We start from the raw sequence: 12,786 nt of genomic DNA on the forward strand, positions 1-12,786 counted from the left end.
GTATTATAAGCGTCTGACGACCCTTGTCGTAACCTCCATTCTCCTTTCCGGACCTCCCATGACTAGATTCCAGATACCTGGCCTGTCCAGCGCCATGCTCGACAACCTGACAACGCTTGGCTTCGAATCCCCGACGCCGGTACAGCAGGAGGCCATCCCGGTGGTGCTGGAAGGTCGGGACGTGATCGCCATGGCCCGCACCGGATCGGGCAAAACCGCTGCCTTCGGTATCGGAATGGTTGAGCGGCTCAACCCCAAGCAGTTTGCGGTGCAGGCTCTGGTGTTATGTCCCACCCGGGAACTGGCGGATCAGGTGGCCAAGGCACTTCGGGAGCTGGCGCGGGCCTATCACAACATCAAGGTTCTGACCCTGTGCGGTGGCACGCCAATCGGTCCGCAGATAGGTTCACTCAGCCATGGTGCCCATATCGTGGTGGGTACCCCGGGGCGAGTGCAGGACCATCTTCGCAAGGGCACGCTCTCGCTCGACCGGTTGAGCATGCTGGTGCTGGATGAAGCGGATCGAATGCTGGACATGGGTTTCCAGGAATCGGTGGAATCCATTGCCTCCCATTGCCCCGAGAATCGTCAGACGCTGCTGTTCTCGGCCACCTGGCCGGACGCGATACGTCAATTAAGCAGTCGGTATCAGCAAGACCCGATCAGTGTGACGGTCAGTGGAGGTGAAGAGTCGACAGCCACCCTCCAGCAGCAGTTCTACGAGCTGTCACCGGGTCAGGAGCCGGAAGCCCTTATGGGACTGCTGTCCAGGGAACAGCCTTCCGGCTGTCTGGTGTTCTGTGCCACCAGGCAGGATTGTGACACGGTGGCTTCGTCATTGACCCGTAGCGGTTTCAGTGCCCGATCGCTGCACGGAGATCTGGAGCAGAAGGAGCGGGACCTGGTGCTGACCCTTTTCGCCAATCAGAGCTGCACGGTTCTGGTGGCCACCGATGTGGCGGCCCGTGGGCTGGATATCGATGACCTGCCGCTGGTGGTGAATCTCGAGCCCGCACGGTCGCCGGAAACCCACACCCATCGCATCGGGCGGACGGGGCGTGCCGGTCGGCAGGGGCTGGCCGTCACCTTTTTTACACCTGCCAGGGCGTACAAGATCACCCAGTTGGAGCGGTCTGTTGGAGAAACCATCGAACCCTTGTCAGTGGACGGGTTGCTGGCCGTACCCCTCGCACCGATCCAACCCCGGTATGTGACGCTCTGTCTGTCCGGCGGAAAAAAGGACAAGGTGCGCCCCGGGGATATCCTGGGGGCTTTGACAGGGGAGGCCGGGTTGCCCGGGAAGGTGGTCGGAAAGATCCATATCGATCCGTTTCAGAGTTTCGTGGCCGTTGAGTCCGGGGTTGCAAAGACAGCGCTAAGGCGGCTTGAAGACGGCCGTGTCAAGGGCAGAAAGTTCCGTGTGCGGATGGTTTGAAAGCGGCCTGAAAAGGCCCTTTTTGCCATGAAGGGGTAATACGTGGTAATGCCAATTGCAAGATGTGAAGTGCTGGAAAAATGCGGGTTTCCGGCCAATAACCAAGTTGCCCTGTCAGGAATAAAACGGTAAATTACGCAGGATTTTGCCTCCGACAATGGTCTTAGTTCCAGTTGTTGTAAGGGTTGGGACACCGCTGTCAGAGGAAAGTCATCACATTCAACACAGGTAGCACATGTTATGAGTGAGCTGATGTCACAGGCGGTCGACCTGATGATCGCAGGCATGGGTTTCGTGTTCGTATTCCTGGTTATCCTGGTATTCGCAACCGGAATCATGTCGACCATCATAGGCCGTTTCGCGCCGCCCGAGCCGGCAACACCGGCGAAGGCGCCACGTGCCAAAGCATCTGCACCCGCCGCGGTTGATCCCGACACGGCGGAAGCAATAAAAAAAGCGATTGCACAATACCGGTCACGCCACAAGAAGTGACCGGCGCAGAACACTAGAACCTTTTAACAGAAGGCTGACACGATGACTGACACCAAGAAACCATTGGGGATCACGGACGTTATCCTGCGGGATGCGCATCAATCCCTGCTGGCAACCCGCATGCGTCTTGATGACATGCTGCCGATTGCCGAGAAGCTCGACAAGGTCGGCTTCTGGTCTCTGGAATCCTGGGGTGGAGCAACCTTTGACTCCTGCATCCGTTACCTGGGTGAGGATCCATGGGAGCGGATCCGCGAACTGAAGAAGGCCATGCCGAACACCCAACAGCAGATGCTTCTGCGTGGCCAGAACCTGCTGGGTTACCGTCATTACGCGGACGATGTGGTGGATCGCTTCTGTGAGCGTGCTGCCGAGAATGGCGTTGATGTATTCCGGATCTTCGATGCCATGAACGATCCCCGTAACCTGGATCGCGCCATCAAGGCCGTTCGCAAGACCGGCAAGCATGCCCAGGGCACCATCGCCTATACCACGAGCCCTGTGCATACCATCGACATGTGGGTCGATATGGCGAAAGAAGTGGCTGATATGGGCGCGGACTCCATCGCCATCAAGGACATGGCCGGCATCCTCAAGCCCTACGTGGCCTTTGACCTGGTTAGCCGTCTGAAGAAAGAGCTGGATATTCCCATCCACATGCAGTGCCATGCCACCACCGGCATGTCGACCGCCACCGCCATCAAGGCTGCGGAAGCCGGTATCGACAACGTGGATACCGCCATTTCTTCCATGAGCATGACCTACGGCCACTCGCCCACCGAGGCCGTGGTGGCCATCCTGGAAGGTACCGACCGTGACACCGGTCTGGACCTGGAGCTGCTCGAGGAAATCGCCAGCTACTTCCGCCAGGTGCGCAAGAAGTATGCGAAGTTCGAAGGCAGCCTGCGAGGCACCGATTCCCGCATCCTGATTGCCCAGGTGCCGGGTGGCATGCTGACCAACATGGAGAACCAGCTTCGCGAACAGAATGCCACCGATAAGTTCGACGACGTTCTGGCGGAAATTCCCAAGGTTCGTGAGGACCTGGGCTTCATCCCGCTGGTGACGCCGACCTCCCAGATCGTGGGTACCCAGGCGGTACTGAACGTTCTGACCGGCGAGCGCTACAAGTCCATCTCCAAGGAAACCGCCGCCATCCTCAAGGGTGAGTACGGCGCTGCACCGTCTGACTTCAACAAGGAGCTGCAGGAGCGGGTTCTTGAGGGCAAGGAACCGGTTACCTGCCGTCCGGCGGATCTGATCGAGCCGGAAATGGACAAGCTGACCGAGGAACTCCGGAAGCTGGCGGAAGAGAAGAACATCAAGCTGGCGGACCAGGAAGTGGACGATGTTCTGACTTACGCCCTGTTCCCGCAGATCGGCCTGAAGTTCCTGGAGAACCGTGGCAATCCGGACGCCTTTGAGCCGGTACCCACCGCTGAGGACGCCGCTGCGGCTTCCGCACCGGCCAAGTCCGCGGGCGGCCCGGAAACCTATACCGTCACCGTGAATGGCAAGGAGTACGTGGTTGCCGTTTCCGAAGGTGGTGAAATCAGCCAGGTCGAAGCCAAGGGTGGGGCCGGTGCGGCACCTGCAGCCACAGCTGTGCCCGCTCCCGCCGCCGGCGAGGGTGAACCCCTGGTCGCTCCCCTGGGCGGCAACATCTTCAAGGTGAACGTCTCTCCGGGCGATCAGGTTGAGGAAGGCGATGTACTGATCATCCTCGAAGCCATGAAGATGGAAACTGAGGTTCGGGCACCCAAGGCCGGTACTATCGGCGAAGTCTTCATCAAGGTCGGTGATGCCGTCTCTCCTGATGATGAAATGCTGACAATCGCATAAGGGCCAGCATTCCATGGATAAATTACTAACGCTGTGGACGGGCAGTGGCCTGTTCAATATAGAACCTGGTCAGGTGGTGATGATCGCCGTTGGCCTTCTTCTACTGTTCCTTGCGATCCGCAAGGGGTTTGAGCCGTTGCTGCTGGTACCCATCGGGTTCGGCGGTATCCTGGCGAATATCCCGGAGGCAGGGCTTGCCCTGACTGCGGCGGAAAATGCCATCCACTTCGCGCTGAAGGGCGGTAATGCCGAGATTCTTGCCGCGCTGGCCGCGCCTCTGGATGTGGCCTATCAGGCCGGGCAGGCGATCACGCCCGAGTTGAAGGACGCCTTCAAGGTGGCGGTGAAAGAGGCCAGCTACTCCGAGATGGCGATGGCGAACTCCATTGCGCAGGATTTCGGTTACGGCAATGGCATGCTGTATAACTTCTACTCCGTGGTTATCGGCAGCACCATCGGGCCGCTGGTGATCTTCATGGGTGTGGGGGCAATGACCGACTTCGGTCCTTTGCTGGCCAACCCGAAGACCATGCTGCTGGGCGCGGCTGCCCAGTTCGGTATCTTCGGTACCGTGCTGGGTGCGGCGCTGCTCGACTGGCTGGGTGTTCTTGATTTCACCATCCTGGAAGCGGCAGCCATCGGTATTATCGGTGGCGCGGATGGTCCCACATCCATCTACGTTTCCAGCGTACTGGCTCCGCATCTGCTGGGCGCCATCGCGGTGTCGGCCTATGCCTACATGGCGATGGTGCCGATGATTCAGCCGCCGATCATGAAGGCGCTGACGACCAAGGAAGAGCGGGAAATGAAGATGAGCCAGCTGCGTCCGGTCAGCAAGCGGGAGAAGATCACCTTCCCGCTGGTGGTGCTGATCGCCGTGGTGCTGTTCCTGCCGGATGCGGCACCCCTGCTGGGCATGTTCTGCTTCGGTAACCTGATGCGTGAGTGTGGCGTGGTTGAGCGTCTGAGCGATACTGCCCAGAACGCGCTGATCAACATCACCACCATTTTCCTTGGCCTGTCCGTGGGTTCCAAGCTGATGGCGGACAAGTTCCTGGATGCCCAGACCCTGGGTATCCTGGCGCTGGGTATCGTCGCCTTCGCTGTGGGTACTGCCTGTGGTGTTCTGATGGCCAAACTGATGAACTCCATGGTGAAAGAGAAGATCAACCCGCTGATCGGTTCTGCCGGTGTATCCGCGGTGCCAATGGCGGCGCGGGTCTCCAACAAGGTTGGTCTTGAGGCCAACCCGCAGAACTTCCTGCTGATGCACGCCATGGGGCCGAACGTGGCTGGTGTTATCGGCTCTGCGGTGGCAGCCGGTGTGATGATCAAGCTGCTTAGCTGATTGTTTTTGCTGGTAGTCTGAAAGCCCCGAAAGACATTTAGTCTTTCGGGGCTTTTTTGTCTGGGACTAATGGTGATTGGCCTGGGGGTATGGGTGGCCCTTTCTCCGCTGCAATTCAGGGGCCGTCCCTGGCACCCGCCTTGCTCCGCGCCATCCCTGGCGCTGCTGCGAAAGGGCCACCCATACCCCCAGACCGATAGGCTCATTGCGGGCCTGAAAGGGAAAATATCAGTATGTCCCTGGAGCCATGCTCCCAATTAGCCGGCGAGGTGCAATGGATACTAGCGATAGTCTTATTGAAAATCCCGGGAGGCCACCGGCAGGGTATGAATCAGGTGGCTCAGGTCCGTCAGCTTCCCGGCCATGATGTGAACGATATCCCCCTCACGCTCCACAATGCCCTTCACATGCAGCAACCGCGATGTCAGCAGAGGTTTGCGTTGCTGCCGGGCGGTGTTTAACCAGACCACCACATTGATGTTGCCGAATTCGTCTTCCAGGGTCACAAAGGTCACGCCGGAGGCGGAACCGGGGCGCTGGCGACCGGTGACCAGGCCGGCAACCTGGACCGGGCGGTTGGGTTCGGCGGTTTTCAGTTGCTGGGAGTTCAGGCAGTTGCGCAGTTCGCCCTGTTCCCGCAGCAGGGCCAGGGGATGCCGTTGCAGGCTGAGGCCCTGGCTGGCGTAATCCGCCAGGATATTCTGGCCTTCCGATGGCTCCGGGAGGTTGATGTCATCCTGCTCTGCCCGGTAGTTATCGTCATCACCGGCCTCGGAAACCCAAAGGGGCGCGGCGGGCTCGTGTCCCAGTAATTGCCAGTAACTCTGGTGGCGATGGCCGCTGATGCCCTCCAGTGCATTGGCGCCAGCCAGCAGTTCCAGGTCCCGTTGGGGCAGTGCGGTACGCTGGCGCAGTTCCCGGACACTGGTGTAGCCGCCGGGTGGTCTCTGCCGGCACAGGGTATCGGCACTGGCCGGATTCAGGCCCCTGATCTGCCGAAGGCCGACCCGCAAGTGCTTTTCGGGCCCCTCCAGGGTGTAGTCCCAGTGGCTGTGATTTACATCGGCTGGTAGCACGGTGACATCATGACGACGGGCATCCTGGATCAGTTGCGACGGCGAGTAGAAGCCCATGGGCTGGCTGTTCAGTAAGCCGCAGTAGAAGGCGGCGGGGTGGTGACATTTGATCCAGGCGGAGATATACACCAGCAGGGCAAAACTGGCGGAATGGGACTCGGGGAAGCCGTAGCCCCCAAACCCGCAGATCTGCTGGTACAGCCGCTCAGCAAAATCCTCGTCGTGGCCGCGGGCCCGCATGCCGTTGATCAGCTTGTCCCGGAACGGTGTCAGGTCGCCATGGGACTTCCAGGCCGCCATGGCCCGGCGCAACCGGTCGGCCTCGCCAGCGGTGAAGCCGGCGGCCACCATGGCCAGTTTGATGGCCTGCTCCTGAAAGATGGGGACCCCCAGGGTCCGTTCCAGCACCGCCCGGACGTCGTCGTTGGGGTAGGTGGGTTTCTCCAGGCCATGCCGTCGTTTGAGGTAGGGATGCACCATATCCCCCTGGATGGGGCCGGGGCGGACAATGGCGACCTGGATGACCAGGTCGTAGTACTTTTCCGGTCGCAGGCGCGGCAGCATGTTGATCTGGGCCCGGGACTCCACCTGGAAGACGCCGATACTGTCGCCGCTCTGCAGCATCCGGTAGGTTTCTTTCTCCTCCCGTTTGATGCCCTGCATGGTCAGGGGCTTACCGTCCTTCCCGGGGATCAGTGCCAGGGCCTTGCGGATGGCGGTCAGCATGCCCAGGGCCAGTACGTCCACCTTCATCAGCCCCAGGCTTTCCAGGTCGTCCTTGTCCCACTGGATCACCGTGCGGTTTTCCATGGCGGCGTTTTCCGTGGGTACCAGTTCCGCCAGCGGGCCCGAACTGATCACGAAGCCGCCCACATGCTGGGACAGGTGCCGGGGGAAGCCCAGCAGGGTCTTCACCAGGGTAAAGAACTGGTTGGCGACGCGCTCGTGACGGGTCAGCCCCTTGTCCAGGATCTGGCCGCGCCAGTCGGTTTCCCGGTCCCGCCAGTCGATGCCGTTGAGCAGTTGCTCCACCTGTACCGGATCAAAACCCAGGGCCTTGCCCACATCCCGGATAGCGCTGCGGGGGCGGTAACGGATGACCGTGGCTGCCAGGGCCGCCCGTTCCCGTCCATAGCGCCGGTAGATGTACTGGATGACTTCCTCACGGCGTTCGTGTTCAAAGTCCACGTCGATATCCGGGGGTTCGCCGCGATCCTTCGAGATAAACCGTTCGAACAGCAGCTCCACCTGGCGGGGATCCACCTCGGTGATGCCCAGGCAATAGCAGACCGCTGAGTTGGCCGCCGATCCCCGGCCCTGGCAGAGGATGTCCTGGCTGCGGGCAAAGCTGACAATGTCCTGGATGGTCAGGAAGTAGTGCTCGTATTGCATCTGATGGATCAGGGCCAGTTCCTTGTGGATCTGTGCCCGGATATCCGCTGGCGTGCCGTCCGGAAACCGCCGTTGTTCGCCCTGGCGGGTCAGTTCCTGTAGCCAGCTGGCCGGGGTCTCGCCGGGGGGGATCAGTTCCGATGGATATTCGTAATGGAGCTCGGACGGTCGGAAGGTGCACTGTTCGGCAATGGTCAGGGTCTCCTGCAACCAGGCTTCCGGGAACAGCCGCGCCAGCACGGGCAGGGGACGCAGGTAGCGTTCACCGTTCTGGAACAGGTGATGGCCGGCGTCTTCCAGGCTGGTGTTGTGGCGGATGGCGGTGAGCACGTCCTGAAGAGGCTGGCGATGCCGGCAGTGCATGTGCACCTCGCCGGTGGCGGCGATGGGGCGTCCGAGCTGTTGTGAAAGGGCATGGATACGCTGCAGGCGTTGGTCCTCCCCGGATTCCAGGGTGCGACTGGCCGCCAGCCAGAGCTGGTCCGGGAACAGGCTCAGCAGCCATTCACCGGTGCGACGTGCCTCGCCAAACCGGCCCTGCTCCGGTGCCGGTGGCAGCCACAGGCAGAGGCAGTGGTCCAGGGCATGGGTTTCCAAGTCCTCTGGCAGCAGTTGATAGTGGCCTTTCGGGGCCCGGCGCCGGGCGGTGGTGATCAGTCGGCAGAGCTGTCCATAGCCCACCAGGGTGCGGGCCAGCAGGATGAGTCGGGTAGGGGCCGGGTTGGGGGCACCCGGCTCCAGTTCGAAATAGCTGCCGGTGATCAGGGCCACCGGACTTTTCCTCAGGGCCTGCCAGGCCCGGGGCATACCGGCCACGGAGCAAGTGTCGGTAATGGCCAGGGCCCGGTACTTCAGCTCCAGGGCCTTCTCCGCCAGTTCGTGGGGGTGGGAGGCGCCGGTGAGGAAGGTGAAATTGCTGAAGCAGTGCAGCTCGGCATAACCGTTCATGGGGCGTCTCCTAACCAAACCAGCCATGGACGAACCAGTTCTGCTGGTTGTCCCGATAGACCCAGGCCAGTTGTCCGGTGGCAAGGCGGGCAATGTAGTAATCCCGCATCACCCGGGCGCCATCCCACCAGCCTCCGCTGATGCGCTCGGGGCTGCTGAGCCAGGCCTCTGGTGTGGTGTCCAGGGGGCTCGGGTGTGGCAATAGCCACAGCGGGCGCAGGGGCAGGTGCGCCATAGCCCCGCTGTGGCCTTGGTGTCCGGTGGTCAGGCTGCGGGTGCTCCAGGCCCGTTCCGGTCGGTGGTCCGCCGCCGGGGCCAGGTGACTGAGGGCCTGCTCCCCCAGCCGGGCCTGCAGGCGGCTGACCAGGGTGTGCCAGGCTTCGCCGGGATCGGTGGCTTCCCCCAGCAGATCCGTGTTGGTAGCAGCCTGGCGGCCCAGGAAGCGGGTGACCTTCAGCTCCAGGGTTTCCACCGGTGCCTGGAGCGGGTGCTGTTCCAGGCGAATCCTGAGCAGACCCAGGAAGGCGTCCGCCCGGTGTTCGGGGCCGGTGGTGCGTACCCGCAGGCGGCTGGGCTCCCGGCGATAATGGTGGAGTATCAGCAACAGGCTGTCGGTGTCCTGCTGTCGCCATTGCAGGTCATTTTCCAGTTCCGACAGCATCCGTTGCAGGGCAAACAGCAGGCCCTGGGCTTTCTCCACGGGCAGGCTGAAATCCGCCCGTTGCCGGAAGTGATGGGGTGGCTGCCAACTGGTCTGCGGATCCGGTCGCTGCCCCTGTAGCCGCTGGACATAGGCCAGGGTTTCCGGCGCCAGGCGGCGGGCCAGTTCCGGGGCCGGCAGCCGGAAGACCTGGCCCAGGGTGGTCAGGCCCAGACGGGTCAGGCGTTGCAGGGTGCGTTCATCAAAGCCGGCATGGGCCAGGGGGAGCGCCTCCAGCTGACCGAGCATGTGCGATGCCTCCCCGGTACAGCAATGGACCCCGGCCCGGGCCAGCAGGCGGGCCGACAGGGGGGTCGCACCGGTGGTCAGGGTGGCGTTCAGCTGTCGTTCGTCCAGGGCCTGCTGGAGTTTCTGTCGCAATGTTTCCAGGTCACCGTACAGTCGCTGTACGCTGGCGGCCTCCGCCAGCAGGCCGTCTGGGGGATGCAGGGTGATCCGGTCCATGTAGCGGTACAGCCAGTGGGCCTGTTGCTCCAGTATCTCGCCCTGGCGGGCATCGTCGGCGTGGATCATGACCAGTTCCGGCGCCAGGTTGAGGGCGGTCTTCAGGGCCATGCCCGGCTGAATGCCCAGCTCCCTGGCCCGGGGGCAGGCCTGCAGCACCTGCCGGGTGCTGTGGGACAGCACCGCCAGCGGCCCGGTATCGTGCCGGGAGCGGTCGATATGGTCCAGCAGCAGGTGCCGGAAATGCAGGTATAGCCAGGTCATGGTGCCGGTCCGTCAGGCCAGGGCCCGCGGATCACCGTGGCGGAGGGTTCCCGGTTGCTCTGTCCCGCCCGGGCCTTCAGGGGCAGGGTGCAGCCTTCACCGGGCCAGCTTCCCCGCCGCTTGAGGATGTTGATCCGCAGGTCCAGGGAAGGATCGGGTGCCAGCTCCAGGCGCAGGGCGGCCGGGGAGCTCTGGTGGGCTTCCCGCCGGGACTGGAACAGGATGCAACTGCTCTGGCCGGCCTCGGCCGCCAGTTGCAGGCGGCGGATGTCCCGGGCGGCCATGGTGCCGGGCCAGGCCATGACCAGGCCGGTGACGGTGGAGCGCAGGCAGTTTTCCAGGGTCCATAGAAGATCCGGGTGGGATTCGGTCCGAACGACCACCAACTGGTCCAGGTCGATATCCTCACGGGCCAGGGCGGGGGCGTAGGGTGTCATGGGAGGGTTAACCCAGAACACCACCTGTTTACGGTGGGTTACCCGCCGCAGCAGGGGCAGTACCAGTTGCAGTTCACCGATCCCGGGGGCGTCCAGCAGGCATTCGCTGAGGGCGCCCCGGGGCCATCCGAGGCCGCCAAGCTGTTCGTCCAGGGCGGCGAACCCGGTGGGGTCCGGCGCGGGTGTGGTGGTCTTCCGGCGGTGCCCGTGCCACAGGCGGGCGTCCGTGAACAGGATGTTCAGCAGGTCATTCATGGTTCAATCCGATACTGTTTAAATATACAGTATTATGAACCCTGGAGTATTTCAACGATAGTGCTGACCTGTTACCGTGAGGATGAACCTGTGTAGCGCGTCGCAAAGTATGAGATCTCAGGCCATAAAGGATGAGACGCCGGGCCGCAGTCAAATTAAAGGCGCTTTAACCTTGAGTTAGGTTGCCCACCAAGCCACGTTTTTCAGCAGCTTGGCGGACAGGCCTTTAACGTTAAGCCCCAGTGAAAACCGGTGTCTGCCAAGTTCCAGTTGTTAAGGTGAGTCCCTCAGCAGCAGTATTGTTTATACCGCTCGCATCCGTGGAGGATGGGTTATGGTAGGCAACACCAGACGCGGCCAAGGCGTGCGTGTGGTTGTTTTGCAGGCGGACTCGGGCTGCATTGGACGCGATGGCGATGGAGTACTTCTGGGTTTCGGTCTCTCCCTCCTCCCCGAAAACACAGTCTTCAACCGAACAGTCCTCAGAAGCACGGATGCTGACCGCTGCCGTTGAAGTCAGCCCACCACCGTTGGCGTTATTGCGTTTGAAGGTTATGTTACGGATTCGACATCTCCTAGATAAGACGCTGTCGCTGCCCAATAGCGCACCATAGAGGTCAGCATCTACAATCTCTCCATCTTCCAGCAATAGACCGTCAACAGCGGTGCCGCAAAAGCTGCCTCCGGCAGTATCGCCGCTTATATCAATGCCAGAAATATGAACGTCCCGGCACTGCTCGAAGCTCATGCCGAAATTGTTGTTTCCGTTCAGCTTCTGTCCAACTACCCGAAGGCCTCTGCCTTTAACCGACATCGGAACCGGGTCAAGCGTTTCGCTTCGATGGCTCCCGACAACCCGGATCCCGTACCCGTAACAAGCGTTGATGGAAAGGTTTTCGAAGGTGATGCCTGTGCCGACAAGGGCTTTATAGCGGGCCGGTGCATAGGTGTTTGCATTGTCGCCACGGGTAGCCATCAGCAAGCCGAAGCCCTGTTCCATCGTGATGTTCTGGATATTGATATTAAAAGCCCCAGAGCACCATACCGCGTAGGCGAAGTCCGTAGTCGGGGTACTAATCGCGCCAATCTTGATATTGTAAATTTTTCCGTTGTGAGGGTGCCCTGTGCCACCGCCTGGAGTGCCGCCCCACTCGATGCCGATAATGTTTCGGCAGACCTGATTGTCTGGCACCGTTATATTGTAGATCTCAAAGTTGCGGCACTCTCCAATGACTCCTATGTGAGCGCCAGCATCATCCCGATTGGTAGAAACCGTCAAATCATGGTAGTGAAGATTCTTGTAGCCTTCTCCGGTGCTTTGGTTTCCTGAGTAGATGCAGTTGAGCGACCCTCCATATCCGCCCATAACCGAACCAACTACAGTGATCGAGCCGTTGTGGATGTCCACATTATTGCTTTGGACATTGAATCCCGGAGAGGTCGTATCCAGCTCAAAGCTCAGCGCTGACCCGTTTAGATCAACATTTTTCCATGAGGTGATGTCGAGCTTGTCGCTTATGTTATAGGTGGCCCCATATTTTCCGAACACATGGCGATTGCTATAGGCGAGCGCCATTTGCCACGGAAGGGTGTCATCCAGCACTCCATCCGCACCGTACTGTTCCGGGGTAGCAACTCTAGATTGACGAACGAATAGCCCTGTACCTCCTGGGTCAGTTTCGCCTAGCCCATTAAGATAGTTATCGCGTTTTTCTTGGTACGTCTCTCCGGGCTGAGCGGATATGGGCGGCACAGTTGGCGACCACCCAAAAAGGCCGTGACCGCTTTTGGCGAGCGAGGTGTCTCCGATAAAATCGCCACCACCGATCCCTGAGCCCTGCTTAAATTCGCTGAAAGAGTAAGCTCTACCATTCTTGATGGGCTTTCCCGATAGATCCTCAGCAATACTTTTGTAGCTGAAAGGTCGGTTTGTTACGTCCAAGGCCTGTAACAATTGGGAACTGCTTTCTTTACTCAGTGTTAAACCGGCATCTTCAATTACTCGGGCCAATTCTTCCTGCACGGAATTCAGCCATTCAGGGGTTACAATCGTAGCCCGCGTACCGGCCGCAGGATCGCCCTCGGTGAACTTGTTGTCATTCGTCGCCCCTGGACCATCAATACGATGCATG

At 60.6% G+C, this 12,786-nt stretch carries 8 protein-coding genes; 4 read left to right on the plus strand and 4 right to left on the minus strand.

All coding sequences use genetic code 11. The annotated features are described in order from the left end of the window. Positions 1 to 58 precede the first annotated feature (58 nt). The 4 genes from dbpA to RO069_RS00690 all read left to right on the plus strand — a co-directional run bounded on the left by dbpA (position 59) and on the right by RO069_RS00690 (position 5,117). Positions 59 to 1,435, plus strand: coding sequence for an ATP-dependent RNA helicase DbpA (gene dbpA, locus RO069_RS00675; RefSeq protein WP_328184602.1), 1,377 nt, complete (start codon positions 59 to 61; stop codon positions 1,433 to 1,435). A 240-nt stretch (positions 1,436 to 1,675) separates the two neighbouring features. Beyond that, positions 1,676 to 1,927: an OadG family protein gene (locus tag RO069_RS00680; RefSeq protein WP_328184603.1), complete on the plus strand. Its 252-nt coding sequence runs from the start codon at positions 1,676 to 1,678 to the stop codon at positions 1,925 to 1,927. Positions 1,928 to 1,969: 42 nt separating this feature from the next. Beyond that, positions 1,970 to 3,769, plus strand: a complete 1,800-nt coding sequence (oadA, locus tag RO069_RS00685) for a sodium-extruding oxaloacetate decarboxylase subunit alpha (protein WP_328184604.1) — start codon at positions 1,970 to 1,972, stop codon at positions 3,767 to 3,769. A 13-nt stretch (positions 3,770 to 3,782) separates the two neighbouring features. After that, positions 3,783 to 5,117: a sodium ion-translocating decarboxylase subunit beta gene (locus RO069_RS00690; protein WP_328184605.1), complete on the plus strand. Its 1,335-nt coding sequence runs from the start codon at positions 3,783 to 3,785 to the stop codon at positions 5,115 to 5,117. 293 nt (positions 5,118 to 5,410) lie between these two features. On the opposite strand, the gene RO069_RS00695 is transcribed toward RO069_RS00690, so the two are convergent. The 4 genes from RO069_RS00695 to RO069_RS00710 form a co-directional block, all read right to left on the minus strand. Continuing rightward, complete coding sequence (locus RO069_RS00695) at positions 5,411 to 8,533, minus strand: error-prone DNA polymerase (protein WP_328184606.1); 3,123 nt, start codon at positions 8,531 to 8,533, stop codon at positions 5,411 to 5,413. Between the two features lie 10 nt (positions 8,534 to 8,543). Then, the gene (locus RO069_RS00700; protein WP_328184608.1) at positions 8,544 to 9,962 is read right to left on the minus strand and encodes a Y-family DNA polymerase; all 1,419 of its coding nucleotides are present in this window, start codon (positions 9,960 to 9,962) and stop codon (positions 8,544 to 8,546) included. Then, positions 9,959 to 10,654: a translesion DNA synthesis-associated protein ImuA gene (gene imuA / locus RO069_RS00705; protein WP_328184610.1), complete on the minus strand. Its 696-nt coding sequence runs from the start codon at positions 10,652 to 10,654 to the stop codon at positions 9,959 to 9,961. Before imuA ends, RO069_RS00700 begins: the two co-directional genes overlap by 4 nt. A gap of 232 nt (positions 10,655 to 10,886) precedes the next feature. Next, positions 10,887 to 12,785, minus strand: a complete 1,899-nt coding sequence (locus RO069_RS00710) for a hypothetical protein (RefSeq protein WP_328184612.1) — start codon at positions 12,783 to 12,785, stop codon at positions 10,887 to 10,889. Position 12,786: the final 1 nt, after the last annotated feature.

The organism is Marinobacter sp. OP 3.4 (assembly GCF_036224885.1).
In the GTDB taxonomy this organism is placed as follows: Bacteria; Pseudomonadota; Gammaproteobacteria; order Pseudomonadales; family Oleiphilaceae; genus Marinobacter.